Below are 23,533 nucleotides of genomic sequence, written 5' to 3'. Positions count from 1 at the left end.
ACCCGGTTAACATAAATGAATTATTGGCAAGCGATTTTAAAACAAACCACCGATCGTGAGTTCATGACCCGATTGTGGCGGCTGGCCCTGCCGGTCTCGCTGCAATCCATGATGTTCTCCCTGCTCGGCCTCATCGACATCATGATGGTGAGCCAGCTTGGCACCACGGCTGTGGCGGCGGTCGGCTTGGGTAACCGGGTCTTCTTCTTCAATCTGCTGGTGATAGCGGGACTCTCGGGCGGGGTCTCGGTGTTGGCGGCACAGTATTACGGTCGTGGCGAGATGGCCGGGGTGCGCCGCTCGCTGGCGCTGGCGCTGGTGGGGGCCCTGCTGGTGAGCCTGCCGTTTGCCCTGGTCTACGTGCTCTCACCGGGCAGCGTGCTCGGCTTTGCCAGCCAGGAGCCCGCGCTGCGCGAGCTGGCCGATCAGTTTCTGATGATCACCGGTGCCACCATCCTCTGCACCGCCGTGGTGGTGCCGCTGGAGTCGGCGCTGCGCTCGGTCGGCAATGCCGCCGCCCCCACCCGCATCGGCATCATCGCCATCATCGCCAACGTCATCCTCAACTACGCCCTCATCTTCGGCCATTTCGGCTTCGAGGCGATGGGGGTGGCCGGCTCGGCCTGGGGCACCACCCTTTCCCGGCTGCTGCAAACGACCCTGCTGCTGCTCTACGTGAGACGCTACGAGGCGCGCCTGATCCCGCAAAAAGATGACTGGCTGGCCGCCTTCAAGCGCAAGGAGGTGGTGCGCTTCACCCTGATCGCCCTGCCGCTCTTGTTCCACGACGGGCTCTGGGCCTTCGGCATGCTGCTCTACGGCTTTCTTTACGCGCACCTTGGCACCGACTCGCTGGCCATCATGACCACCCTTGGCACGCTGGAGAGCATCCTCATCTCCCTCTTCTTCGGGCTGGCGGTGGCCTGCTCCACCCTGCTCGGCCACCGGCTCGGGGCGGAAGAGTACGAGATTGCCTGGCAACACTCTCAGCTCTTCCTGCTGCTCGCCCCCATCGGTGCCCTGCTGGTGGGGATCGCGGTCTGGCTGCTGCAGACCCACCTGCTGCAGTGGGTCGGCAACCTGCCGGGCGAGCTGATGACGGAAGCCGGCCAGGTGCTCGCCATCATGTGTCTGGGCATGCTGCTCAAGGTGTTCAACATGGTGGGCATCATAGGGGTGCTGCGCTCGGGCGGGGATGTGAACTACAGCATCTTCATCGACATCGTCGGCATGTGGTGCATCGGCCTGCCACTCGCCTGGGGGGCGGTCAACCTGCTCGGCTGGCCCCTCTCCTGGGTGGTGGCGGTGGTGTTGCTGGAAGAGCTCAGCAAGGTGTTGCTGGTGCAGCGCCGCATCCGCCAGCGCCGCTGGCTGCGCAATCTGGTGCTGGGATAAGGGAAGAGAGCAAAGCGGGAAAATGCGGGGTCATATCAATGACAGAAAATCCCGCTTTGCAGTATGCTGACCCCCTCTTCAATCAGAGGCAGGGCCGACCCTTATGCCCCCTGCCCAGTAGTCGTTTAAGGAGACGAGCATGCAACCACAAAAAGAGCTGATCACCGAGACTGCCCTGCTGGAGATAGCCAACAAGATCATCAAGGAACACGAAGACTTCATCCACGGCATGCGTGCCGATTCGGTGGAGCAGAAGGGGGAGATCCTGGTGTTCAAGGGGGAGTTCTTCCTGGCCGAAGATGGCACCCCGACCGGCAAGACCATGGCGGTGTTCAACATGTTCAAGCTGCTGGCCCAGCAGCTCTCCGGCAAGTACCAACTGGGCTGAGCCCGCTCAACCCCGCTCAAGCAAGATGCCGCCCTCAGGCGGCATCTGTCTGTATGACGGCAGGCAGAGCCTGCTTGCCACCCAGCTCCCCCACCACGCAGTTGCGCCCGGCCATCTTGGCCATGTAGAGACACTCGTCGGCCCGGTTGAGCAGATCCTCCACCCCCTCGCCACGCAGGGCCAGGGTCAGGCCGATACTCACCGTCACCTCCAGCAGCTCGTCGGAGGTGGGGCTTTTCACCAGCCGCGCCTCCACCGCCACCCGCAGCCGTTCGGCCACCCGCTTGGCCTGGGCCAGCTCGGCGCAGTTGGGCAGCAGGATGGCAAACTCCTCACCGCCGTAGCGGCCCAGCACCATGCCGGGCTCCAGCTGCTCCGCCAGGGTCGCCGCCACCTCCTTGAGCACCGCATCCCCCGCCAGATGGCCGAAGGTGTCGTTGATGCGCTTGAAGCGGTCCAGATCCAGCAACAGCACCGCGAACGGCGCCTGCTTGCGGATCATGCTCATCCTCGCCTTCTCCAGCTGTTTCATCAGCAGGCGGCGGTTCATCATGCCGGTCAGCTCGTCGGTGGTGGACTCCCGGTAGAGCTGCAGCAGCATGTTGAGCTGGCCGCACTGCACCCAGCTGCTGGCCAGGGCAAACAGCCCCAGCAGCCAGATCTGGTTGAGGGTCTGCACGCTCCAGAGCGGCTGCCCCACCAGCAGCCAGTTGCCGGCCAGCATGGTGACCAGAATGCCCCCCGCCAGCTGCAGGCCGAGGGAGAGCGGAATGGGGAAGATGGCAAACAGGCTGATGAGCAGGTAGGGGAACGCCATGTAGCCCGCCTGCAGCTCTTGATCCGCGCCGAAGCTGTGCAGGCAGATGAGGGAGAAGAGCATCATCACCGCCATCAGGTAGCCGAGCGCCAGCTTCATGCGTTCGCGTCTGAAATGGATGAGGTAGGAGAAGGGGATGAGCGGGGAGAGAGCAAGCAGACAGAAGATCCGGGCCTGAAGCAGTTCATCGAACTGGGCGGAGGGCAAGGTCAGCCAGTCCACCACCGCCCAGGCGGGCAGGCCCACCATCAACAGACAGGTGAGCAGCCGAAGACGCACCGTCATAAAGCCCATGCGGGTCAGGGTAAAATCTTCGGAGTGGGCACGGGCACTCCAGAACTCCGACAGCTTCAGCATCCAGAGCCTCCAAATCGCAACAGAGGGCTCATTCTACGCCGTGCGGCGGCAAAATCCTATGCAACCGGTCCCATTTCCGGGCGAGCGTCGTCACACAAACCGGCGGATCATAATCGCCACGCGCAAACGTTTCAACCCATCAAAAAATAAACCCGTTGCAACCCGAATTAGCGCTGGTCAGCCCGTTCTCAATCACTAAAATAGCGCCCAATTTTCTGCCCCCTCCCCCACACATTCGAGGTATTTATGGAACAGGCTGCCGCCGTACGCGCAACCCGAGAGGCCCATCCACCCAGGCGAGCCCACAGCGAACTGGTCTACGGCATAGAGGATGTCCCGCCCCTGCCCCAGACCCTGTTCGCCGCCCTGCAGCATATGCTTGCCATGTTTGTCGCCATCATCACTCCCCCTCTCATCATTGCCAACGCCCTCGGCCTCCCTGCCGCCGACACCCGCTATATCGTCTCCATGTCGCTGGTCATGTCCGGCATTGCCTCCTTCATCCAGACCCGCCGCTTCGGCCCCCTCGGTTCCGGCCTGCTCTCGGTACAGGGCACCAGCTTCAACTTCCTCGGCCCCATCATCGCCTCCGGCCTCGCCCTCAAGCAGGCGGCCATGCCCACCGAGGATCTGCTGGGCACCCTGTTCGGCACCATGCTGGCAGCAGCCCTGACCATAGTGGTGATGAGCCGCTTCCTGCACCTGGTCAAACGGATCATCACCCCGCTGGTCACCGGCATAGTGGTGTTGCTGATCGGCCTGACCCTCATCAAGGTGGGCCTCATCAGCATGGGGGGCGGCTACGGCGCCCTGTCGGATGGCAGCTTCGCCAGCCACACCAACCTCTTCCTCTCCCTGCTGGTGCTCGGTCTCATCGTGCTGCTGCAGCGCAGCCGCAACCCCTGGCTGCGCCTCTCCGCCATCATGATCGCCATGCTGGTGGGCTATGCGGTGGCGCTGCTGCTGGGCAAGGTCAACGTCCCCACCTTCGACGGCCCGCTGCTGATGGTGCCGATCCCGCTCCACTACGGGCTCGGCTTTGACTGGCAGCTGTTCGTGCCGCTCGCCATCATCTTCGTGGTGACGGCGCTCGAGGCCATCGGCGACATGACCGCCACCTCCGACATCTCCGGCGAGCCGCTGGAAGGGCCGGTCTACATGGAGCGGATCAAGGGCGGCGTGCTGGCCGATGGTGCCAACTCCATGCTGGCGGCGGTCTTCTCCACCTTCCCCATGTCCACCTTCGCCCAGAACAACGGCGTCATCCAGCTGACCGGGGTGGCCAGCCGTCACGTCGGCCTGTTCATCGCCGCCATGCTCGCGCTGCTCGGCCTATTCCCGGCGGTGGCGAGCCTGGTGCAGCAGATCCCCGAGCCCGTGCTGGGGGGCGCCACCATCGTCATGTTCGGCACCATCGCCGCCGCTGGCGTACGCATCATCTCCCGCGAGGAGCTCGACCGCCGCGCCCTGATGATCCTGGCGGTATCGCTAGCCATGGGCCTCGGAGTGGCACAGGTGCCGGAAGTGCTGCAGCACCTGCCGGATCTGGCCAAGAGCGTGCTCTCCTACGGCGTCGCCACCGGCGGCCTCACCGCCATCATCATGAACCTGCTGCTGCCCAAGCGCGCCGCCGCACAGGCCTGACACTCCGCCATCCTTGCACCAAAGCCCCGCCATGCGGGGCTTTACCTCCTTCGCTGCCACGGGTAGTGTGCTGGGCAGCCTCTGCTCAGGATGCCTTTCATGCCCTATACCCTGCTTTCCCCCCTGCCCAGCAGCCACACCCCGGATCAGATCCTGGCCGAGGAGCAGCGCTGGCTGCGAGAGTGTGCCCATGACCTCCAGCCCCGCGCCCACCTCTGGCAGGCGCCCCAATGCCTTATCGTCACCCGCAAGGACGCCCGTTTGCCCCGCTACCAGGCCGCCTGCGAGCAGCTTGCCGCCGAGGGCTGGCCCGTGCATGTGCGCGACAGCGGCGGCACCGCCGTGCCCCATGGCGCCGGCACCCTCAATCTGTCGCTCATGCTGCCTCGCACCACCACGGATCTGGCTCACTACTACCGGCTGCTGGGGGCGCCGCTGCTCGCCCTGCTGGGGGAATATGGTCTTGAGGGCAGCTATGACTTCGTGCCCGGCTCGTTTTGCGATGGCCAGTACAATCTGGTGATCGGGGGTCGCAAGGTGACCGGCACTGCCCAGCGCTGGCTGGCACCGGGCCAGGATCACAGTGGTGCCGTACTGGCCCAGGCCATGCTGCTGGTGGCCGGCAACGTGGACGAAGACACCCGGATGGCGAGCCGCTTCTACGAGCTGGCGGGCGGCGAGCTGCGCTTTCTCCCCAGCACCTCCACCACCATCGCGCAAGCCATCGCTTGGCAAGAGAGCGAGGACGAGCTGGTGGAGAGGGTGCGAACCCGACTCACCGCACTGCTGACCCAGGAGTGAACCCAGCGCCCTGCTGCCGGGCACCACAACCGGCCCCCTCATCAAAAACACCCATAAAAAAGCCACGACCCGGGTCGTGGCTTTTCGTTGGAATGGATGGTTGCGGCATCAGGCCGTCTGCGGCTCAGGCTCGGACTCCGCATCCCGGTCCCGGCTGAAGTAGGCACGGGTCTCGGCAATCACCACGTGGCGCAGGCCGATGAGACCGATGAGGTTGGGCACCGCCATCAGGCCGTTGACGATGTCGGCCAACAGCCAGATCAGATCCAGATGCAGGAAGGCACCGCTCGCCACCAGCACCAGATAGATGAGACGGTAGGGTTTGATTGCCTTCACCCCGAACAGGTACTCGGTGCAGCGCTCGCCGTAGTAGTTCCAGCCAAGGATGGTGGTAAAGGCGAAGAACAACAGGCCGATGCTCACCAGATACTGGCCGACATGGGCATCAAGCCCCTGGGCAAAGGCCAGACTGGTCATGGCCGCGCCGCTCGCATCGCCGCTCCACACCCCGGTCACCACCAGCGTCAGGCCGGTCATGGTGCAGATGATGATGGTGTCGATGAAGGTACCGGTCATGGAGACCAGCCCCTGCTCCACACACGAATCGGTCTTGGCCGCCGCCGCCGCGATGGGGGCCGAGCCCAGCCCCGACTCGTTGGAGAAGACCCCGCGCGCCACCCCGGACTGGATCGCCAGCATGATGCCGGCGCCGACGAAGCCGCCGGTAGCCGCATGGCCGGTGAAGGCGCTCCCGATCACCAGGGCGATCGCCTCCGGCAGGGCAGCGGCATTGTTCACCAGCACACCCAGACAGGCGACGATGTAGAAGATGGCCATGAAGGGCACCACCTTGCTCGACACGCTGGAGATGGACTGGATGCCCCCCAGGGTCACCAGCGCCACGATCAGGGTCAGCACCACGGCGGTCACTTCACGGGGTACCGAGAAGGAGAGGCTCATGGCGTCACTGATGGCATTGACCTGCGGGAAGGTGCCGATGCCGAAGAAGGCGACGCCGATGCCGAACAGGGCAAACAGCTTGGCCAGCGGCCTGGAGCCGAGCCCCTTCTCCAGATAGTACATGGGGCCGCCAGCCATCTGGCCGTTGGCGTCCTGCTGGCGATATTTCACCGCCAGCAGGCACTCGGCGTACTTGGTGGCCATGCCGAACAGGGCGGCCATCCACATCCAGAACAGGGCGCCCGGGCCCCCCAGCTTGATGGCGGTGGCCACCCCGACGATGTTGCCGGTGCCGATGGTGGCGGAGAGGGCAGTGCACAGGGCGCCGAAGCTGGAGACATCCCCCTGCTTGCCCTGACCCTGATCGCGGCCAAAGACCAGCCGCAGGGCGAGCGGCAAGCGCACCACCTGAAGCAGACCCAGACGCAGGGTAAGGTAGATACCGGTCCCGACCAGCAGGATCAGCAGGGGTGGACCCCAGATAAAGCTATCGATGGCGGCGAGCGCCGATTGAATTGATGACATGCATCCTCCTTAAGAAACAGAAATTAAGGAGGAGAAGGATGATCTTCCCATAGGTGTCGCGATCCCCAAAGGCGATCGGATGCAGGCAAAGAACGTGTTCACACTCTTGCTACGAGGCCGTGATCAAGGCTCATGCGCGGCTCGGAAGCCTCATGTATTTACATACACTCCGGTTCCTGCGCTGCTCTTTGCCTTGCTGACGACCTCTCGCTACAGATCGTGAACAGTTCCAAGCTCAGGTACAACCATCCCATCCCCTCTGTCCTTTTGCCTGAGAGTTTCCGGCGCCAGATTGCGATGCAATCACGGTGCCTTGCTCCTTCGGCGCCCGATTCAACGGGACTCTCCAGAGTATCGTCCAGTAGCAGTCCACACCGGTTGCCCGGTACCTGAAAGATTCACTTCTTCGGTGGATGGTTGCCCATCGCTCTCCTGCTACCTTCATCCGAACTAGTTTGGATTAGGAAGCGGGCATGGTAATCCAAAAAGTGTGAGCTGTCTCCCACTCGGCCACCCCGGCCGCCGTTTTTTTTCGTACCGAACCATCTGTTATTTGTTCGTTAACTATCAATAAGTTATTCCCACTTGCCACAGATGGCCCAGCTTCACTAGCCGATACGGCCGCCATATCAAGATGATATTTCGTCTCGACCAGAAAAACTTGCCGACATATCCAATCAAAAGGGTTGCGCACAAACGCAATAAGCCGATAATCCCGCGCATAACTAAGCACTTTGTAATGGAGTTATGCAATGTGCCTGGTTGGTCCCTCCGGACCGCTCGCCTGAGCCGGCCGTCGCCGGTTCAACCCCATATGGCTTGGGCATATCACGCCCCCTAAGGATGACCAAAAGAGAATGAACGAGACCCTGGTAGCACAAGATTACCGTCAGCTGGTTGAACAGTTCGGCTCCCCCCTGCTGCTGCTCGACAAGGCAGCCGTCCGCAAACAGTATCGGGCCCTGGCGGCCGCCCTGCCCGATGTACGATTGCACTATGCACTCAAGCCCCTGCCCCACGAGGCAGTGGTCTCTGTCTTGAAGGAAGAGGGGGCCTGTTTCGACCTGGCCACCAATGGCGAAGTGGATCTGGTGCGCAGTCAGGGTGTCCGCCCGGGACGCTGCATTCATACCCATCCCATCAAGCGCGACAGCGACATCCGCTATGCGCTGGAGTACGGCTGCACCGTGTTTGTCTACGACAACCCACTGGAGCTGGAGAAGTTCATCCCCTACAAGGACGAAGTGAAACTGCTGCTGCGGGTCAGCTTCCCCAACCCCGAGACCAAGGTCGATCTCTCCAAGAAGTTCGGCTGCACCCCGGAGCAGGCGCTGCCGCTGCTGCAACTGGCCCACGCCAAGGGCATCAAGGTGATGGGGCTGTCGTTCCACGTCGGCTCCCAGGTGCCCCACGCCCGTCGCCACGTGCAGGCCATCGACGCCTGCCGCGAGATCATGGAGCAGGCCTGGGAGCTCGGTCTCAAGCCCTGGGTACTGGATATCGGCGGTGGCTTCCCGGTGGATTATGAGGGCGGTGAGTTCGACATCGACGGCTTCTGCGCGCCGATCCGCGAGGCGCTGGCCAAGCTGCCCGCCACCGTGCAGAAGATTGCCGAGCCGGGCCGCTTCATCAGCGCGCCGGCCATGACCTCGGTCTCCAGCGTGATGGGCAAGGCCCATCGCGGCGACAAGATCTGGTACTACCTGGATGACGGTCTCTACGGCAGCTACAACGGCCAGCTCTACGATCACGTCACCTATCCGGTGAGCACCCCGCTGGCTCGCGGCGAACTGCACAACTCGGTGCTCTCCGGCCCCACCTGCGACAGCGTGGACGTGATCCGTGACGGCATCATGCTGCCGGATCTGGCCATCGGCGAGCTGGTGGTGGGCCGGGTGATGGGGGCCTACACCTGGGCCTCGGCCTCCACCTTCAACTTCTTCCCCAAGGCGAGCATCCTCATTCTGGACAGCAGCCAGAAGGGACAGAAGCTGGTGGCAGTCGCTTAAGCGCCATCAACAGAATGCAAAGAGGGGAAGCCATGGCTTCCCCTCTTTCGTTTCATCCAGCTCAAACGGCTAGATAAACTGGCTGGCAAGCAACCAGCCGGTGTAGGCGACGAAGCAGGCGAGCAGCAGGCCCCCCTCCAGCCGGTTGATCCGCCCCAGCCCCTTGCGGCCCAGGCACATCACCAGCAGCAACAGAGTCAGCCCCATCATCACGCTCCAGTCGCGGGAGAGCACTTCCGGTGCCACGTCGAGCGGGTGGATCCCCGCCGCGATCCCCACCACCGCCAGGGTGTTGAACAGGTTGGAGCCGAGCACGTTGCCAAGGGCCAGATCGTGCTCGTTCTTGCGAATGGCGATGAGGGACGAGGCGAGCTCCGGCAGCGAGGTGCCGACGGCGACGATGGTGAGGCCAATCACCAGATCGCTGATGCCGAGCGCCTGGGCTATGGTCACCGCCCCCCACACCAGCAGGCGGGAGGCCGCAATCAGCAACACCAGTCCGATGATGAGCCAGCCGATGGCCGCCTTGAGGGACATCCCCTCGCTGTCGATGCTCTCCTCGGTTTCCGCATCCAGCGCATCCCCCTTGCCGCGCATGCCGGCCCGGATCGACCAGCCCATGAGGCCGACGAACACCACGCCAAGGATGACGGCGTCCGTGCGGTCCAGATGACCGTCCAGCAGCAGGGCGCCGGAGAGCAGGGTGATGCCGAGCAGTATGGGGATCTCCTTGCGCACCACCTGGGAGGCCACCGCGATGGGGCTGATCAGGGCGGTCAGCCCCAGGATCAGGGCGATATTGGTGATGTTGGAGCCATAGGCGTTGCCGAGCGCGAGGCCGGGGTTGCCCTGGGAGGCCGCCAGCGCCGAGACCACCATCTCGGGGGCCGAAGTACCAAAGCCGATGATCACCATGCCGATCAGCAGCGGCGGCATGCCGGCGTAACGGGCGGTGGCGGCGGCGCCATCGACAAACTTATCAGCACTCCAGACCAGCAGCGCCAGTCCGGCAATCAGGGCAACAAAAGCCAGGGTCATATTGTTCTATCTCATCCACGGCAAACACGAGAGCCAGGCAAGTTGCCTGGCTCCATCCAAACGCGGCCTCAGTGTAACGAGGCCGCTTGCTATTTCAAGGTGTAATCAAACACCGATTGATATTTCACAGCGCCGCCAGCAGGCTCTGGGCATCCGACACCTCGAACTTGCCGGGCGCCTCCACGAACAGCTGCTCGACCACGCCATCGTTGGCTATGAGGGCAAAGCGCTGGGCACGCACGCCACCAAAGGTCCCGGTCTCCTTGGCCAAACCCAGTGCCCGGGTCCAGCTGCCGTCGCCATCGGCCAGCATGGTGATGGCCTCGGCGTTCTGGGCATCCTGCCACGCCTTCATCACGAAGGCGTCGTTGACCGACAGACAGCAGATGGTATCGACCCCCTTCTCCTTGAACTCGTCCGCCAGCACCACATAGCCGGGCAGGTGGGCGTTGGAGCAAGTGGGGGTAAAGGCGCCGGGCACCGCAAACAGCACCACCCGCTTGCCGCCAAACAGGCTTTGGCTATCCCGCTGCTGCTTGCCCTCGGCGGTGATGAAGGTGAATTCGCCCGCAGGCAGGGCTTGGCCAATCGCTATCATGATCTCTCGTCCTCAACTGGATGGCAGGGGCTCCAGTCTACCCCACTCCCGCCATGTGACACAGACCCCGATCCCGTCCGCCTTTTGGACTAACCTTGAGCAGGATCAGCCGACCAAGGAGGCCTCATGCAGCACTATTACGATGGACTGGAAATTCGCCCCTCCGCCTTGCGAGAGCAGCAACAACTGGATCAAGTCAATCACCTGCTTACCCATGTCGGCCAGTATTGCGCCGGTTATTCCAGTGCCTACCGCCAGCGTCGCCTGCAGGATCTGGGCGAGCTGACCAGCCTGCCCCTGCTCAATGCCAGCGAACTGTTCGCCGCCCAGCAGGCTCACCCGCCCTTTGCCGGCCTCACCGGCCGCCCCGCCAGCCAGGCGTTGCGGGTCTTTGCCTGCCCGGGTCAGCTGGCCATTCCCGAGTACGCCGGTGCCGACTGGTGGGGGGCGGCACGCGCCCTGTTCGCTGCCGGTTTCAAGGCCGGGGAGGTATTGCTCAACGGCCACGACTACCACATCAGCCCCACCGCCTTCATCTTCGACAACGGCGCCCGCCAGCTGGGTGCCCCCGTGGTGCCCTGCGGCCCCCACGATACCGGGCGCCAGCTGGAGGCACTGCAGCGCTATGAGCCGACCGGCTTCGTCGGGCCGCTGGCGGTGCTGCTGGATCTGCTGGAGGCGGCAGAGCGAGCCGAGGTACCGAGCAACAGCCTGCGCTGCGCCCTGCTGTGCGAATCCTCCCACCCCGATACCCGGCCGCTGCAGGCGGTGCACGGTATCCGGGCGCTCAACTGCCTGTTGCTGCAGGATGCGGGGGTGATCGCCTATGAGAGCCAGCCCGGCCAAGGCTTCATCGTCAACGAGAACTACATCATCGAGATCATCGATCTGGCCAGCGGCGAGCCGGTCATCGGCGATGGCGTCGGTCAGCTGGTGGTGACCCGGCTCGATCTGGAATACCCGCTGCTGCGTCTGATCACCGAGTGGCAGGGCCACTGGCTCGCCGGCGCCAGTCCGTGCGGGCGCACCAACCGCCGACTCAGGCTGGTCTAACATCCCCCCTGAAACAAAACGGGCAGCCACTGGCTGCCCGTTTTACATGCTGGGTACGCGTCAGCGCCGCGCCTGCCAGGTGGCGATGGCGAGCAGGGAGTCGGGGGTAAATTCGGCGGCCCGCGCGGCGATCTCCACTTGGCTCATCCAGCACACCTCGCTCACCTCTTCGGCCTGCAGTTGCAGCGGCCCCTGATAGCGGCAACTGAAGAGACCGCCCCAGACCCGATACCCCTCCCCTTCGGCATAGAAGTCACCGAATGCCTGCAGCGGCACATCGCGGATCCCCAGCTCCTCGGCCAGCTCGCGGCGAGCGGAGGGCTCCATCTGCTCGCCCGTGGTGACCACACCGCCGGCGCAGGCATCCAGCATGCCGGGGCAGAAGTCCTTGCTGAGGGTGCGGCGCTGCACCAGGATGCGGTCAGCCTCGTCGAGCACCAGGATATAGCTGGCACGGTGGCAGAGGTTCTCCCGCCGCACCTTGGCACGCTCGGCAACCCCGACCACCTGATTGTTTCCATCCACCACATCCACCCATTCCACACGCAGACCCTTCTTGTTCATGGCGTTAAACTGCCCGCAGTATATCGGGGCAACGGCTTGTCATGGCAGCCTTTTTTCACTCCCGCCTCCCATGGACGGCCAGTGCGGGCAGAAGACAAAGCGGATTCATACAAACCTCCACAAACTGTCACATCCGTGTCACCTGGCAACGCCATAGTGTGCCCTGTCCACGCAACAGGTGTTTTGTGATGAAGGTGTTCAAGAACTTGTCTCCCCGCCAGATTGCCCGCTACATCAAGAGCTTCCATCACGGCAGCTTCATGGTGGAGGCCCACGGGCGGTTCGAGTTCAGCGGCGGCGAGATCAATCTAGAGAGCCTGACCTGCCGTCAGACCCTGAGTCTGGCCCGGCAGATCAATCTGGAGGTTCGCGGCCTGCGTCATACCACCCTGCTGTTGGGGTAACTTCCATAGTCCTTTCTGTTTTGTAGTCTGCGTCCATGCACGTCTTTGCCCGCCGGCTACTCGCCGCGCGGGCCGTTTTCGATGTCGGTGATCACCCCGTTGCGCACGGTGACAAAGCGCATGAACTCGTTCTTGCCGAAGTTGTAGGTCCAGCGCTCCCCATACTTCACCTGCATCAGGTTGCCGAACTGGTTCTCCTCGTTGCGGGTCAGCTCCTCGCGCAGCATGGGTTCGCCGCACTTGAGCAGCATCTCGGCGGTGCTGTCCCCTTCTGTTATCAGCGCATTCTTGCAGCGCATGGCGCCGGCACTGGCCGGCAGACAGAGCAGCAGGGCCAGCAGGGCCCCGCCAACCAGAGGTAGTGACTTCATCGGTGACTCCATTTGAACAGGGCACTGCCCAGGGTGATGCAGCAGAGCGTAAACAGCAGGACCCAGCCCAGTGGCGCCGCCACCTCGGCCCAGCCTGCCCCTTCCAGCATGACGGCACGGGCCGCCGCGATGATCTGGCTGAGCGGCAGCCAGGCCGCCAGCTGCTGCAGCCAGGCGGGGGCCCCTTCCAGCGAGAACCAGACGCCGGAGAGAAACATCATCGGCATGCTGATGACGTTGAGCAGCCCGCTCGCCAGCTCCTCGTTCTGGATGCGGGCCGCCACCAGCAGACCGAGGGACGCCATGGACGCCCCGCCCAGCAGGGCGATCAACAGCAGCAGCCAGCCCGAGCCCAGCAACGGCACTCCGAGCAAGAAGTAAGCCACCAGAAATACCAGCAGGCTCACCACCAGGGTGATCAGGATGCGCGACAGCAGCTGGGCGCAGAGAAACTCGGCAGCCGAAAGCGGAGTGGCCCCAAGCCGCTTGAGTACCCCGTTCTTGCGGTAGCGGACGATGACGAAGCCCACCCCGAACAGGCCGGAGAACATCAGGTTCATGCCGATCACCCCGGGCAGCAGCCAGTCACCGTAGCGAATGGCGCGCCCGCTCAGGGTCTCCCGCACCAGCGGCACCGGCACGGCCTGGCGCAGCAGGTACTCGGCCATGACTCCCTGGGGGGCGTCCGGGTTGATCCAGTAACGGCCCGTGCCGGGCGAGAGCAGCAGATCCAGCTGATGGTGGCGCACCTTGAGCCGGCCCTTCTCCTCCTCGTCATAGGGGATGATCTTGAGCAGCGGCACGGCACGCAGCGGGGCATAGGCCGCGGGCAACTCCCCCACCACCCCCATCTGCACCAGCGGCTTGGGCGGGCCGGAGAAGATGAGGGTGAACCCCAGCACCAGCAACAGCGGAAAGGCCAGGTTCCAGATCAGCGCGGCCCGATCCCGCACGAACTCCAGGTTGCGGGCATAGAAGAGCGCGCCGATGCGCTTGAGGGATCCCGTCATCTGGTGCTCCTTGGGCTGACAGGCTGGGGCGACATGCCGGCAGGCGCCGCTGCGGGGTGCCACGGGGCCGCCTTCATGCGCCGCTCCGCAGGCTGTGGCCGGTCAGGTGGAGGAAGAGATCCTCCAGATTGGGGGAGCGCACCTGCATGCCGGTCAGCGGCACGCCGAGCGCAAGCAGCGCAGGCAGCAGCGCAGCCACGTCGGGGCAGCTCAGCTCCACCTGCTCGCCCAGCGGGCGCAGGGGATAGCCGAGACTGACGAGGGCCGGGTGAGCCGCAAGGCGCACCAGCACACCGTCAAAATGCTGTGCCAGCAGGGCGACCGGGGTATCCAGGCTGAGCAGATGGCCGTGATCGACGATGGCAATCTGATCGCACAGCTGCTGGGCCTCGTCCATGTAGTGAGTGGTGAGCACCACCGTCTTGCCCTGCGCCTTGATCGCCTCGATGCGCTGCCAGAAGTGGTGGCGGGCCTGGGGATCGAGACCCGTGGTGGGCTCGTCCAGAAACAGCAGCTCGGGGTCGCCGAGCAGCGCCAACGCCAGCAGCAGCCGTTGCCGCTGACCGCCGGAGAGCTTGCGACTGTCCCGATCGATAAATTCTCCCAGCGCACACAGCTCGATGAGCTGGGCCTGGGGCAAGGGGGCCGGGTAGAGGCTGGCAAACAGTCGCAGGGTATCGCGCACCGTCAGGAAATCCTGCAGCGCAGTGTGCTGGAACTGGATGCCGATGCGGGAGCGGTAGTCGGGGCCGAGCGGGGCGCCGTGGAACAGGATCTGGCCGCTGTCCGGGGTGAGGATCCCCTCCAGCAGCTCGATGGTGGTGGTCTTGCCCGCCCCGTTCGGGCCGAGCAGGCCGAAACAGCTGCCGGCAGGAATGGCAAAGCTGAGCCCATCCACCGCCCTGACGCCGGGGAAGTGCTTGACGAGATCGACGACTTCAATGATGGCAGTCATGGGCGCTCTCCCAGCAGGAGCCATGACTATATCCAAAAGCGCAGGCGCTGCCCATGCCCCGCCGCGCGCGGCGCAAAAAAACAGACGGCGACCCGAGGGTCGCCGTCTGTATCAATCAAGCCAGCCGGATCACAGGATGTCCAGCAGCTCCACTTCGAATACCAGGGCGGAGTACGGCGGGATGGAACCGGCACCGCGTGCGCCGTAGGCCAGATCCTGCGGAATGTAGAGCTTCCACTTGGAGCCAACCGGCATCAGTTGCAGCGCTTCTACCCAGCCGGCGATCACGCCAGTTACCGGGAATTCGGCCGGCTGGCCGCGGGCGACGGAGCTGTCGAACACGCCACCGTGGGTGAAGGTACCGTGGTAGTGCACGCGCACGGACTGACCGGCTACCGGCACGGCACCGTTGCCTTCCACCAGCACTTCGTACTGCAGACCGGACTCGGTGGTCTTCACTTCGGCGCGCTTGGCGTTGTCGGCCAGGAAGGCTTCGCCTTCGGCGGCGGCAGCCTTGGCGACGGCTTCCTGCTCTTCCTGCATGCGGGCGGTGATGACCTGGAAGGCATCGTTGATATCGTCACGGCTGACCGCGAACTCCAGACCATTCAGGGCATCTGCCAGACCTTGCTGCAGGGCCGGGATATCCAGACCGGCGAAGGCTTGCTGCGCCAGTTGATCACCCATGTTGCGGCCGATGCCATAGCTGGCCTTCTGTTCGATAGAGTCGTATTGGGACATTGAGAAGTTGCTCCGGGTCCTGAGGGTAAAAGAGACGGGATAATATCAGACTTTTGCGCCGGGTGCTGCCGACCCGTCCCCGGTTTTGCCCCCAGGTGGGAGGTGCCTCACATCAGCCCCCTCATCCCCGCCCCTTCTCCCGCAAGGGGAGAAGGGAGGAAAACAGAGCACCATCGTCCCTGCTCACATTCAAGCCGTATCAGGCCTTGTCCAGCAACGCCCGCACCGCTGCAACTTTGGCGCCGTCGGTGATATTGACCCGGCCGTCGTCCGAGGTGCCCATGTTGACGCCATGAAGAGAGACCATGCCGCCGCGCGGCCCGCATCAGGCCCTGTCCAGCAGAGCCCGAACCGCCGCCACCTTGGCGCCGTCGGTGATATTGACCCGACCATCGTCCGAGGTACCCATGTTGACGCCCCATGACGAGACACCATGCCGCCGCACGGTCCGTATAAGGCCTTGTCCAGCAAAGCCCGCACCGCTGCAACTTTGGCGCCGTCGGTGATATTGACCCGGCCGTCGTCCGAGGTGCCCATGTTGACGCCATGAAGAGAGACCATGCCGCCGCGCGGCCCGCATCAGGCCCTGTCCAGCAGAGCCCGCACCGCCGCCACCTTGGCGCCGTCGGTGATATTGACCCGACCATCGTCCGAGGTACTCATGTTGATGTCACAGAGAGAGGCACCATGCCGCCGCACGGTCCGTATCAGGCCTTGTCTAGCAAAGCCCGCACCGCTGCAACTTTGGCGCCGTCGGTGATATTGACCCGGCCGTCGTCCGAGGTGCCCATGTTGACGCCATGGGGCACCATGCCGCCGCGCCAGCCCATGCCGGACATGTGCACCTCGTTCACCCCGGTGAACTCCACTATGGTGCGCACGTTGTCGGCATTGACCCCGGCGCCCGGCATCAGGCTGGCTCGCCCTGCCAGCGCCTGCTGCATCGCCTGCAGGGTCTCGAGCCCCGCCAGCGCGGTCGGCGCGTGGCCCGAGCTCAGAATGCGCTCGCAGCCGGCGGCGACTATGGTCTCCAAGTCGAGACGCCAGTCGGAGGAGAGGTCGATGGCGCGGTGGAAGGTAACGCCAAGGGGCCCTGCCGCCTCAACCAGCTGGGTGAGTTTGGCGGCAGGCACCCGTCCCTGCTCGTCCAGCAGACCGACCACTACCCCTTGCAGGCCGGCGGCGCGGGCCGCCGCGATATCCTGCAGCATCATCTCGAACTCCCCTTCGCCAAAGCAGAAGTCGCCGGCCCGGGGCCGGATCATGGCGTAGACGGGAACGGTGGCATGGCGCGCCGCCAGCTGCATGAAGCCATAGGAGGGAGTCAGGCCGCCCAGCCCCAGCGCAGAGCAGAGCTCGATGCGATTCGCGCCAGCCTCCTGGGCGGTAAACAGGGATTCCAGATTGTCGATACAGATTTCAAGAGAGGTCATGATGGACTCCTTTATTGGGGAGATCAGACCCCGGATCTGATCTCATAAATTGAGCAAGGCAGCCCCGCGCACCCCGCCGGCGCCGCCGAAGCGGGCCTCGCGGATCTCGGGCAGGGCGACCCCGGGCAACAGATGGCCAGGCAGGCGCAGCGGCAGCTGTTCGTAGAGCGCGGGCAGGCCGCTCAGGCCGCCCCCCAGCACCACCACATCGGGGTCGACCACCGAGATGGCGGTGGCAAGCCCGGCAGCCATGATTTCGAGCCAGCAGTCGACCGTGGCCACCGCATGAGGCTCGTGCGCTTCGAAGCGCCCCACTATCTGGTGGCCGCTGGCACGCTGACCGTGGAAGTGGTGATAGAGCCGCTCCAGCCCGGTGCCGGAGGCATAGGTTTCAAAACAGACCAGACGGCCGCAGCCGCAACGGGGACGAGGCAGGTCGGGGTACTTCATCAGCATGGTGGCCGGCAGCGGGTAGTGGCCTATCTCCCCCGCCAGCCAGTTGCGGCCCTGGATAAGCTTGCCCGCCAGATAGACGGCGCCACCGATGCCGGTGCCGATGGTGACGCCGAGGGCGCTGTCGGCACCACCCGCCGCCCCCTGATGTACCTCGGACCAGAGGAAGCAGTTGGCATCGTTGTCCACCTTGACCGGACGCTCCAGCAGTTCGGCCAGATCGGCGCCCAGGTGGCGACCATTGATGGAGGGCAGATTGGCCGCCACTATGCTGTGGTCGTGCCGGTTGAGAATGCCGGGAAAGCCGATGCCCACCACACCACGGGCGCCAAAACGGGCATCCGCCTGTTCGACCCGCGCGCGGATCAGCTGCTGCAGCCCTTCGTAATCATTGCCGGGAGTGCTCATGCGCTCCTCGTGACAGAGATTCAAGGCGCCGTCATACACAGCGAACGCTATCTTGGTGCCACCAATATCAAAGCCGTAATACATGCCACACTCCCTTGTCGATGAGTCGCCTCACCTCAGCCTGTCCAGAGGGGGACATTGTATTAATTCGCAAAAAAAATAAAGTGACCGGAGGCGAAAAACGGGAGAGAGATCAAAGCAAACGAAACATTTGTCGCTGCAGGCAGGGCTGGCCGAGGCTCATCAGGGTGCGCTCCTGACCATCAAACATGAAGCCGCGGCGCAGGTAGAACCCCTCGCCGATGTGGTTGCCATCAAGCAGCCACAATCTGACGCCTTCACAGCCGGCGCGCCGCATCTGCATCGCCACCGCCTGCCACAGCCGCTTGCCGTGGCCCTGGCGCCAATGGTCGGGATGCAGGTAAAAGGCGCGGATCCAGGCGGTGGGGTACTCCCCCGTCGTCTCCGGCTGCCAGTAGAGCAGGCCGATGACCACCTCGTCCTGGCACAGCAGCATGGGCCTTGGGCCCGTCTCCGCCAGCCGGCGCTGCCAGATCTGCAGATGTTCGGTCACCGCCAGCTGGGCCAGCATGTCGGCACCGAGCACACCGCCGTATGCGGCGAGCCAGCTGGCCCGCTGCATCACCGTCATGGCGGCAGCGTCATCGGGCCGCGCCATGCGCAGGCTTATGCCTTGCATTGGGGTACCAGACCGGAGGCGCGGGCCTGCTCGTAGAGCGGCACGGCTTCAGCCTGCTGGGCCTGCAGCTCGGCGATCCGGTTCTCGTTGCTGGGGTGGGTGGAGAGCAGCTGGGGCGGTGCTTTGCCGCCCGCAGCCGCACTCATGTTCTGCCACAGGGGAATGGCTTCGGCGGGATTGAAACCGGCGCGGGCCATCAGATCCAGACCCAGCCGGTCCGCCTCGCTCTCCTGCTCGCGGCCATAGGGCAGCATGACGCCAACCTCCACCCCAAGCCCCAGCGCCGCCATGGTGGCACCGCGGTATTCGCTGCTGCCCATGGCGATGTCGGCCGCCGCCAGCCCAAGGCCGGTCAGCTGGCTTCGGGAGAGCCGTTCGTTGGAGTGCTGGGCCAGCACGTGAGTCAACTCGTGACCGATGACGGTGGCGAGCTGATCCTGGTTCTTGGCCACCTTGAGCAGGCCGCTGTAGACCCCGATCTTGCCACCGGGCAGGGCGAAGGCGTTGACCTGCTTGGAGTCAAACACCACCACTTCCCAGTTGGTGATGCCGTACTGGCTCGGCACCTGGGCGGTCACCGCCTTGGCGACGCAGGAGACATAGGCGTTCATCTTCGCATCCGTGCTCACCTTCTCCTGCTTCTTCATCTCTTCGAAGGAGTCGGCCCCCAGCTTGCTCATCTGCTGAGGCGAGAACAGCAGCATCTGGCTGCGGCCGGTGGGAGACTGGGCACAGCTGGCGAGCAGGGTGGAACAGAGTGCCGCCAGGCCAAGCTTGAACAGGGGAGATGTCATGGAGGTGTCCTTCACCATAAAGATGCCCTATTTTCGGAAATGCGGGCGTCCGGTGCAAGTCGGCAAATCACCCGGTCTGGCGAAAGCGGTCACATACCGCAATCGGACTGCGACCAAAAAACAAAACGGGCCCCGCAGGGCCCGTCTGGCAAAGGAAACCGGCTTACATGATGCCCAGTTTCTTCAGGTCGGCTTCGACCACCTTGGCTGGTACCGGTACGTAGCCATCTTTGGCAACGATGTTCTGGCCCGCCTTGGAGAGCACCATCTTCAGGAACTCTTGCTCCATCGGAGAGAGCGGCTTGTTCGGGTGCTTGTTCACGTAAACGTACAGGAAGCGCGACAGCGGGTACTTGCCGGTGATGGCGTTGTCGGCGCTGGCCTCGATGAAGGTCTTGCCATCCTTGGAGAGCGGTACGGCGCGCACGCCGGAGGTGACGTAACCGATGCCGGAGTAGCCGATGCCGTTCAGGGAGGAGGAGACGGACTGCACCACGGAGGCAGACCCCGGCTGCTCGTTCACGCCGCTCTTGAAGTCACCGTTGCACAGGGCGTGTTCCTTGAAGTAACCGTAGGTACCGGACACCGAGTTGCGACCGAACAGTTGCAGATCCTTGGAGGACCAGTTGCCGTCCAGACCCAGATCAGCCCACTTGGTGGCCGCCTTGGCTTCACCGCACTTGAGGGTGCTGGAGAAGATGGCATCCAGTTGCGGCATGGTGAGCCCCTTGATGGGGTTGTCCTTGTTGACGAACACCGCCAGGGCATCGACCGCGACGCGGATGGCGGTCGGCTTGTAACCGTAGCGCTTCTCGAAGGCCTCTTCCTCGCCGGATTTCATGGCGCGGCTCATGGGGCCGAACTGGGCAACGCCTTCGGTCAGTGCGGTCGGTGCGGTGGAGGAACCGGCGGCCTGGATCTGCACGTTGACGTTGGGGTACATGCGCTTAAATTCTTCGGCCCACAGGGTCATCATGTTGGCCAGGGTATCCGAGCCGACAGAGGACAGGTTGCCCGAGATGCCGCTGGTCGGAGTGTAATCCGGCAGGTTTTTATCCACACCGGCAGCCAGGGTGCTGACGGAAAACAGGGTAGCTGCGGTGAATCCGATTACACCAGCCAGTTTGTTGAGTTTCATCCAATCTCTCCAAGGTTGCAGAACGCAGTCCATCAAAACACGGGTTAACTTGGCTCACCGCCGGCCACGCCGGACGATGCGCTGAGTGTCATTTCCTGCCCTCTTCCCCCAGTCCTGCGGTGGCAGAAGGCAAGCGTCAATCTGAGGCCGAAAGTGGTCACATCCCGAGCACTGCGATCGGCCGGTCGCGTTTCGTACTCTCCCTGCGCCAAACCGGCGACAGGTCCGTTCTCAAGACGGCGCCAGTATCTGACCTGGCAGTGACAAATTTATGGATTTAATGTGACACTTTAATGACATGGCGGGCTTGTTTAACAAATGAAAAAAGGGCCGCCATCGCCGCCCTCTTTTGATGCCAACCCCTTGCTGGCAAAGACTATTTTACCACCACCATGCGGCCGGGGATGAGAAAGCTGAAGCGGCTGCCGAGGCCGACCCGGCTCTCGATGTCGAGCTGGCAGTCGTGGTGACTCAAGGCATGCTTGACGATGGCAAGCCCGAGCCCCGAGCCGCCAGTGTGGCGGGAGCGGGCCTTGTCGACCCGATAGAAGCGCTCGGTGAGCCGCGCCAGGTGCTCGGGCGGGATCCCCTCCCCCTCGTCCTGTACCGCAAACAGCGCCATCGCCCCCTGCTTGCGCCACTCCACCGTGATCTTGCGCCCCGCCGGGGTGTAGTGGATGGCGTTGTAGACCAGGTTGGAGACGGCGCTGCGCAACTGATCCTGATCGCCGCGCACCAACAGATTGGGCTGCACCATGAACTCGATCTGGTGGGCCCGCTCGCCGGAGAGCGCCCGCGCCTCCTGCTCCAGCAACCCCAGCATGGCGGGCATGTCCACCAGGTGGGAGAGATCCACGGTCGGCGCCGCCTCGATCCGCGACAGGGTGAGCAGCTGATTGACCAGATTATCCATGCGGATGGTCTGCTCCATCATCACCTTGTGCGCCTTGGCCCACATGGCGGGCGGCGGCGGCTCCTCGGTCATCTCCAGATAGCCCTTGAGCACGGTGAGCGGCGTACGCAGCTCGTGGGAGACGTTGGAGACGAAGTGCTTGCGGGTCTTCTCCAGGCTGCGCAGCCGGGTGACGTCCCGCACCACCAGCATGGCCTGATCCTCGGCGTAGGGCATGATGCGAAACTCGAGAAACTTCTCCTCGTTGATGGGCGAGGTCATCTCGAACGGTTCGTCATACTGCCCCTTGCCGAGGTAGGCGCCGAAGGCGGGATTGCGAATGAGGTTACCGATGTGCTGACCGGCGTCTTCCGGCCAGCGAAAACCGAGCAGCTGCTCGGCCAGCCGGTTGCACCAGAGGATGCTGCCGTCAGTGCGAAACACCACGGCCGCATCGGGCAGTGCCTCCGCCCCTTCCCGAAAGCGGCGGATCAGCCCCGCCAGCTCGCGGCGGCGGGCCCGGTGGCGCTGCTGCAACTTGTAGATGCCGTTGAAGATGTACTCCCAGCTGCCGCTGCCGTTGGGGGGCACCAGGCTGCGATCGTGCCACAGCCAGTCCGACAGCCGCTTCTGGAAGCGATAGTGCCAGCCCAGGTGCAGCACGGTGGCCGCCAGCAGGCAAAGGGCGAGGGTATTCGTCAACCAGCCGACCAAGGCGAAGGGCGCATAGAAGAACGCCATTCGCCACAACTGGCGCCGCCAGGCATAAGGTTGCAACATAACTTCCTCTACAGACGGGTTGAGAAGCGATAGCCTGCGCCGCGCACCGTCTGGATCAAGCGATCGTGCCCCGTCTCTTCAATGGCCTTGCGCAGGCGACGGATGTGCACATCCACGGTTCTGTCCTCGACGTACACATTGGTACCCCAGACATTGTTGAGCAGCTGCTCGCGGCTGTAGACCCGCTCCGGGTGAGTCATGAAGAAGTGCAGCAGCTTGAATTCGGTCGGCCCCATGTCGAGCGCCTTCTCCTCGGCGCTGACCCGGTGGGAGACGGGGTCCAGCTTGAGCCCCTGCACCTCGATCACCTCGTCCACCGAGGTGGGGGAGACGCGACGCATCACCGCATGCAGACGGGCAGTGAGCTCCTTGGGCGAGAACGGCTTGGTGATGTAGTCATCGGCCCCCGCCTCCAGCCCGCGCACCTTGTCCTCTTCCTCGCCGCGGGCGGTCAACATCACCACCGGGATCTGGCGGGTCACCTCATCCTGCTTGAGCTGCTTGATGAACTGGATGCCGCTGCCGCCCGGCATCATCCAGTCCAGCACGATGAGTTCGGGGTAGGGTTCGCGCACCTTCGCCAATCCGTCGGCAAAATCTTCAGCTTCTACTGTTTCATATCCCTTCTGCTCGAGCACGAAGCAGAGCATTTCGCGGATCGGTGCTTCGTCCTCGACCACCAGAATTCGCTTAGCCATATCCCTTCTCTCTCCTCTGTGAAGATGGGTGCGCCAATTATTAGAACTTTCTGTGACACTTTTATGACTTTATGACAGGCGGGATGATAAACGTTTTCAGATTCAGTTGGCAGCAGCGAGTTGCAGCAGATCCCAGCGGTTGCCACTGATGTCCTCGAACACCACCACGGTGCCATAAGCCTCGATACGCGGCTGTTCACAGAAATGGACACCGTACGCCTGCATGCGCTGGTAATCGCCCCAGAAGTCGTCGGTCTCGAGGAACAGGAAGACCCGACCGCCCCCCTGCTGGCCGATGGCGGCCTGCTGCTCCGGGGTCGCGGCCCGCGCCAGCAACAGGGCGGAGCCGGGGGCCCCCTTGGGGGCAACCCGCACCCAGCGCTTGCCCGGTTTGCCCGGCTCGTCGAGGGGCGTGTCTTCCAGCAGTTCGAACCCCAGTCCCTGGGTAAAGAAGGTGATGGCCTGGTCGTAATCGGCCACCAGCAGGGCCAGGGCGCCAATGTGTTGTGCCATGGGAAGTTCCTCAACAGATGAATGGACGGGGCGCATCATAACGGGGGACGGCCCCGGGCTCCAGCACCGGGGCAGATGAGAGGACATAAGGGTA

At 63.7% G+C, this 23,533-nt stretch carries 25 protein-coding genes, 2 pseudogenes and 1 riboswitch; of the genes and pseudogenes, 7 read left to right on the top strand and 20 right to left on the bottom strand.

Annotation, left to right across the window (positions count from 1 at the left end; all coding sequences use genetic code 11):
• The first annotated feature begins 15 nt into the window (after nucleotides 1–15).
• On the top strand, nucleotides 16–1,395 hold the full coding sequence (locus ACPDZI_RS05940; protein WP_187268179.1) for an MATE family efflux transporter: 1,380 nt from the start codon (nucleotides 16–18) through the stop codon (nucleotides 1,393–1,395).
• A gap of 139 nt (nucleotides 1,396–1,534) precedes the next feature.
• A complete protein-coding gene (locus ACPDZI_RS05935) occupies nucleotides 1,535–1,783 on the top strand; it encodes a YciN family protein (RefSeq protein WP_077096197.1) in 249 nt (82 codons plus the stop codon).
• 34 nt (nucleotides 1,784–1,817) lie between these two features.
• Here ACPDZI_RS05935 and ACPDZI_RS05930 read toward each other — a convergent pair whose 3' ends face one another.
• On the bottom strand, nucleotides 1,818–2,957 hold the full coding sequence (locus ACPDZI_RS05930; RefSeq protein WP_077096198.1) for a GGDEF domain-containing protein: 1,140 nt from the start codon (nucleotides 2,955–2,957) through the stop codon (nucleotides 1,818–1,820).
• 246 nt (nucleotides 2,958–3,203) lie between these two features.
• Here ACPDZI_RS05930 and ACPDZI_RS05925 point away from each other — a divergent pair, with 246 nt between their 5' ends.
• Complete coding sequence (locus ACPDZI_RS05925; protein WP_029301526.1) at nucleotides 3,204–4,601, top strand: nucleobase:cation symporter-2 family protein; 1,398 nt, start codon at nucleotides 3,204–3,206, stop codon at nucleotides 4,599–4,601.
• 99 nt (nucleotides 4,602–4,700) lie between these two features.
• Entirely contained in the window at nucleotides 4,701–5,402 is a 702-nt protein-coding gene (locus ACPDZI_RS05920; RefSeq protein ID WP_438834181.1) for a lipoyl protein ligase domain-containing protein, read from the top strand.
• A gap of 108 nt (nucleotides 5,403–5,510) precedes the next feature.
• On the opposite strand, the gene ACPDZI_RS05915 is transcribed toward ACPDZI_RS05920, so the two are convergent.
• A complete protein-coding gene (locus ACPDZI_RS05915; protein ID WP_263675816.1) occupies nucleotides 5,511–6,887 on the bottom strand; it encodes an alanine/glycine:cation symporter family protein in 1,377 nt (458 codons plus the stop codon).
• Between the two features lie 249 nt (nucleotides 6,888–7,136).
• Nucleotides 7,137–7,247, bottom strand: a riboswitch (glycine riboswitch).
• A 497-nt stretch (nucleotides 7,248–7,744) separates the two neighbouring features.
• On the opposite strand from ACPDZI_RS05915, the gene ACPDZI_RS05910 reads away from it, so the two are divergent.
• The gene (locus ACPDZI_RS05910) at nucleotides 7,745–8,896 is read left to right on the top strand and encodes a type III PLP-dependent enzyme (protein WP_011705184.1); all 1,152 of its coding nucleotides are present in this window, start codon (nucleotides 7,745–7,747) and stop codon (nucleotides 8,894–8,896) included.
• Nucleotides 8,897–8,965: 69 nt separating this feature from the next.
• Here the strand turns inward: ACPDZI_RS05910 and ACPDZI_RS05905 are convergent, their stop codons facing one another.
• Nucleotides 8,966–9,934 (bottom strand): calcium/sodium antiporter, encoded by a 969-nt coding sequence (locus ACPDZI_RS05905; protein ID WP_207137156.1) that lies wholly within the window; start codon nucleotides 9,932–9,934, stop codon nucleotides 8,966–8,968.
• A 124-nt stretch (nucleotides 9,935–10,058) separates the two neighbouring features.
• The gene (locus ACPDZI_RS05900; protein ID WP_187268172.1) at nucleotides 10,059–10,532 is read right to left on the bottom strand and encodes a peroxiredoxin; all 474 of its coding nucleotides are present in this window, start codon (nucleotides 10,530–10,532) and stop codon (nucleotides 10,059–10,061) included.
• Between the two features lie 126 nt (nucleotides 10,533–10,658).
• On the opposite strand from ACPDZI_RS05900, the gene ACPDZI_RS05895 reads away from it, so the two are divergent.
• The gene (locus tag ACPDZI_RS05895) at nucleotides 10,659–11,585 is read left to right on the top strand and encodes a phenylacetate--CoA ligase family protein (RefSeq protein WP_207137154.1); all 927 of its coding nucleotides are present in this window, start codon (nucleotides 10,659–10,661) and stop codon (nucleotides 11,583–11,585) included.
• 60 nt (nucleotides 11,586–11,645) lie between these two features.
• On the opposite strand, the gene yfcD is transcribed toward ACPDZI_RS05895, so the two are convergent.
• Entirely contained in the window at nucleotides 11,646–12,149 is a 504-nt protein-coding gene (yfcD, locus tag ACPDZI_RS05890; RefSeq protein WP_202011035.1) for an NUDIX hydrolase YfcD, read from the bottom strand.
• Nucleotides 12,150–12,337: 188 nt separating this feature from the next.
• Here yfcD and ACPDZI_RS05885 point away from each other — a divergent pair, with 188 nt between their 5' ends.
• On the top strand, nucleotides 12,338–12,553 hold the full coding sequence (locus ACPDZI_RS05885; RefSeq protein ID WP_016349931.1) for a DUF1107 domain-containing protein: 216 nt from the start codon (nucleotides 12,338–12,340) through the stop codon (nucleotides 12,551–12,553).
• A 56-nt stretch (nucleotides 12,554–12,609) separates the two neighbouring features.
• Here ACPDZI_RS05885 and ACPDZI_RS05880 read toward each other — a convergent pair whose 3' ends face one another.
• The 15 genes and pseudogenes from ACPDZI_RS05880 to ACPDZI_RS05810 all read right to left on the bottom strand — a co-directional run bounded on the left by ACPDZI_RS05880 (nucleotide 12,610) and on the right by ACPDZI_RS05810 (nucleotide 23,439).
• A complete protein-coding gene (locus ACPDZI_RS05880; RefSeq protein ID WP_161785110.1) occupies nucleotides 12,610–12,936 on the bottom strand; it encodes a DUF2845 domain-containing protein in 327 nt (108 codons plus the stop codon).
• Nucleotides 12,921–13,934 (bottom strand): ABC transporter permease, encoded by a 1,014-nt coding sequence (locus ACPDZI_RS05875; RefSeq protein ID WP_207137153.1) that lies wholly within the window; start codon nucleotides 13,932–13,934, stop codon nucleotides 12,921–12,923. The genes ACPDZI_RS05880 and ACPDZI_RS05875 overlap by 16 nt, the downstream gene beginning before the upstream one ends.
• 73 nt (nucleotides 13,935–14,007) lie before the next feature.
• Nucleotides 14,008–14,889 (bottom strand): ABC transporter ATP-binding protein, encoded by an 882-nt coding sequence (locus ACPDZI_RS05870; protein WP_438834180.1) that lies wholly within the window; start codon nucleotides 14,887–14,889, stop codon nucleotides 14,008–14,010.
• Between the two features lie 129 nt (nucleotides 14,890–15,018).
• On the bottom strand, nucleotides 15,019–15,630 hold the full coding sequence (locus ACPDZI_RS05865; protein WP_005298548.1) for an FKBP-type peptidyl-prolyl cis-trans isomerase: 612 nt from the start codon (nucleotides 15,628–15,630) through the stop codon (nucleotides 15,019–15,021).
• A 199-nt stretch (nucleotides 15,631–15,829) separates the two neighbouring features.
• Nucleotides 15,830–15,952, bottom strand: a pseudogene (locus ACPDZI_RS05860) (copper homeostasis protein CutC); the annotation flags it as partial.
• Between the two features lie 134 nt (nucleotides 15,953–16,086).
• Nucleotides 16,087–16,206 (bottom strand): annotated as a pseudogene (locus tag ACPDZI_RS05855) (copper homeostasis protein CutC); the annotation flags it as partial.
• A gap of 3 nt (nucleotides 16,207–16,209) precedes the next feature.
• Nucleotides 16,210–16,329 carry a copper homeostasis protein CutC gene (locus ACPDZI_RS05850; RefSeq protein WP_438834179.1) on the bottom strand — a complete coding sequence of 40 codons (120 nt, stop codon included), beginning with the start codon at nucleotides 16,327–16,329 and terminating at the stop codon, nucleotides 16,210–16,212.
• A gap of 8 nt (nucleotides 16,330–16,337) precedes the next feature.
• Complete coding sequence (locus ACPDZI_RS05845) at nucleotides 16,338–17,063, bottom strand: copper homeostasis protein CutC (RefSeq protein ID WP_438834178.1); 726 nt, start codon at nucleotides 17,061–17,063, stop codon at nucleotides 16,338–16,340.
• A 42-nt stretch (nucleotides 17,064–17,105) separates the two neighbouring features.
• Nucleotides 17,106–18,008 carry an ROK family protein gene (locus ACPDZI_RS05840; RefSeq protein WP_263675809.1) on the bottom strand — a complete coding sequence of 301 codons (903 nt, stop codon included), beginning with the start codon at nucleotides 18,006–18,008 and terminating at the stop codon, nucleotides 17,106–17,108.
• A gap of 109 nt (nucleotides 18,009–18,117) precedes the next feature.
• Nucleotides 18,118–18,624, bottom strand: a complete 507-nt coding sequence (locus ACPDZI_RS05835) for a GNAT family N-acetyltransferase (RefSeq protein ID WP_011705172.1) — start codon at nucleotides 18,622–18,624, stop codon at nucleotides 18,118–18,120.
• Nucleotides 18,612–19,418: a M48 family metallopeptidase gene (locus tag ACPDZI_RS05830; RefSeq protein ID WP_076361149.1), complete on the bottom strand. Its 807-nt coding sequence runs from the start codon at nucleotides 19,416–19,418 to the stop codon at nucleotides 18,612–18,614. The genes ACPDZI_RS05835 and ACPDZI_RS05830 overlap by 13 nt, the downstream gene beginning before the upstream one ends.
• Nucleotides 19,419–19,581: 163 nt before the next feature.
• Complete coding sequence (locus ACPDZI_RS05825) at nucleotides 19,582–20,556, bottom strand: PstS family phosphate ABC transporter substrate-binding protein (RefSeq protein ID WP_017408555.1); 975 nt, start codon at nucleotides 20,554–20,556, stop codon at nucleotides 19,582–19,584.
• A 376-nt stretch (nucleotides 20,557–20,932) separates the two neighbouring features.
• A complete protein-coding gene (gene phoR / locus ACPDZI_RS05820; protein ID WP_011705169.1) occupies nucleotides 20,933–22,228 on the bottom strand; it encodes a phosphate regulon sensor histidine kinase PhoR in 1,296 nt (431 codons plus the stop codon).
• Nucleotides 22,229–22,236: 8 nt separating this feature from the next.
• Nucleotides 22,237–22,926 (bottom strand): phosphate regulon transcriptional regulator PhoB, encoded by a 690-nt coding sequence (phoB, locus tag ACPDZI_RS05815; RefSeq protein WP_005298527.1) that lies wholly within the window; start codon nucleotides 22,924–22,926, stop codon nucleotides 22,237–22,239.
• A gap of 102 nt (nucleotides 22,927–23,028) precedes the next feature.
• The gene (locus ACPDZI_RS05810; RefSeq protein WP_194760156.1) at nucleotides 23,029–23,439 is read right to left on the bottom strand and encodes a VOC family protein; all 411 of its coding nucleotides are present in this window, start codon (nucleotides 23,437–23,439) and stop codon (nucleotides 23,029–23,031) included.
• Between the last annotated feature and the right edge of the window lie 94 nt (nucleotides 23,440–23,533).

Source organism: Aeromonas oralensis, from assembly GCF_049665575.1.
In the GTDB taxonomy this organism is placed as follows: Bacteria; Pseudomonadota; Gammaproteobacteria; order Enterobacterales; family Aeromonadaceae; genus Aeromonas; species Aeromonas hydrophila.
This window is presented reverse-complemented; position numbering and strand designations above follow the sequence as displayed.

What these genes read in the sequence shown, in the direction of transcription:
- ACPDZI_RS05940 (WP_187268179.1), top strand. Translation starts at nt 16, where the DNA reads ATGAATTATTGGCAAGCGATTTTAAAACAAACCACCGATCGTGAGTTC.
- ACPDZI_RS05935 (WP_077096197.1), top strand. Translation starts at nt 1,535, where the DNA reads ATGCAACCACAAAAAGAGCTGATCACCGAGACTGCCCTGCTGGAGATA.
- ACPDZI_RS05930 (WP_077096198.1), bottom strand. Translation starts at nt 2,957, where the DNA reads ATGCTGAAGCTGTCGGAGTTCTGGAGTGCCCGTGCCCACTCCGAAGAT.
- ACPDZI_RS05925 (WP_029301526.1), top strand. Translation starts at nt 3,204, where the DNA reads ATGGAACAGGCTGCCGCCGTACGCGCAACCCGAGAGGCCCATCCACCC.
- ACPDZI_RS05920 (WP_438834181.1), top strand. Translation starts at nt 4,701, where the DNA reads ATGCCCTATACCCTGCTTTCCCCCCTGCCCAGCAGCCACACCCCGGAT.
- ACPDZI_RS05915 (WP_263675816.1), bottom strand. Translation starts at nt 6,887, where the DNA reads ATGTCATCAATTCAATCGGCGCTCGCCGCCATCGATAGCTTTATCTGG.
- ACPDZI_RS05910 (WP_011705184.1), top strand. Translation starts at nt 7,745, where the DNA reads ATGAACGAGACCCTGGTAGCACAAGATTACCGTCAGCTGGTTGAACAG.
- ACPDZI_RS05905 (WP_207137156.1), bottom strand. Translation starts at nt 9,934, where the DNA reads ATGACCCTGGCTTTTGTTGCCCTGATTGCCGGACTGGCGCTGCTGGTC.
- ACPDZI_RS05900 (WP_187268172.1), bottom strand. Translation starts at nt 10,532, where the DNA reads ATGATAGCGATTGGCCAAGCCCTGCCTGCGGGCGAATTCACCTTCATC.
- ACPDZI_RS05895 (WP_207137154.1), top strand. Translation starts at nt 10,659, where the DNA reads ATGCAGCACTATTACGATGGACTGGAAATTCGCCCCTCCGCCTTGCGA.
- yfcD (WP_202011035.1), bottom strand. Translation starts at nt 12,149, where the DNA reads ATGAACAAGAAGGGTCTGCGTGTGGAATGGGTGGATGTGGTGGATGGA.
- ACPDZI_RS05885 (WP_016349931.1), top strand. Translation starts at nt 12,338, where the DNA reads ATGAAGGTGTTCAAGAACTTGTCTCCCCGCCAGATTGCCCGCTACATC.
- ACPDZI_RS05880 (WP_161785110.1), bottom strand. Translation starts at nt 12,936, where the DNA reads ATGGAGTCACCGATGAAGTCACTACCTCTGGTTGGCGGGGCCCTGCTG.
- ACPDZI_RS05875 (WP_207137153.1), bottom strand. Translation starts at nt 13,934, where the DNA reads ATGACGGGATCCCTCAAGCGCATCGGCGCGCTCTTCTATGCCCGCAAC.
- ACPDZI_RS05870 (WP_438834180.1), bottom strand. Translation starts at nt 14,889, where the DNA reads ATGACTGCCATCATTGAAGTCGTCGATCTCGTCAAGCACTTCCCCGGC.
- ACPDZI_RS05865 (WP_005298548.1), bottom strand. Translation starts at nt 15,630, where the DNA reads ATGTCCCAATACGACTCTATCGAACAGAAGGCCAGCTATGGCATCGGC.
- ACPDZI_RS05845 (WP_438834178.1), bottom strand. Translation starts at nt 17,063, where the DNA reads ATGACCTCTCTTGAAATCTGTATCGACAATCTGGAATCCCTGTTTACC.
- ACPDZI_RS05840 (WP_263675809.1), bottom strand. Translation starts at nt 18,008, where the DNA reads ATGTATTACGGCTTTGATATTGGTGGCACCAAGATAGCGTTCGCTGTG.
- ACPDZI_RS05835 (WP_011705172.1), bottom strand. Translation starts at nt 18,624, where the DNA reads ATGCAAGGCATAAGCCTGCGCATGGCGCGGCCCGATGACGCTGCCGCC.
- ACPDZI_RS05830 (WP_076361149.1), bottom strand. Translation starts at nt 19,418, where the DNA reads ATGACATCTCCCCTGTTCAAGCTTGGCCTGGCGGCACTCTGTTCCACC.
- ACPDZI_RS05825 (WP_017408555.1), bottom strand. Translation starts at nt 20,556, where the DNA reads ATGAAACTCAACAAACTGGCTGGTGTAATCGGATTCACCGCAGCTACC.
- phoR (WP_011705169.1), bottom strand. Translation starts at nt 22,228, where the DNA reads ATGTTGCAACCTTATGCCTGGCGGCGCCAGTTGTGGCGAATGGCGTTC.
- phoB (WP_005298527.1), bottom strand. Translation starts at nt 22,926, where the DNA reads ATGGCTAAGCGAATTCTGGTGGTCGAGGACGAAGCACCGATCCGCGAA.
- ACPDZI_RS05810 (WP_194760156.1), bottom strand. Translation starts at nt 23,439, where the DNA reads ATGGCACAACACATTGGCGCCCTGGCCCTGCTGGTGGCCGATTACGAC.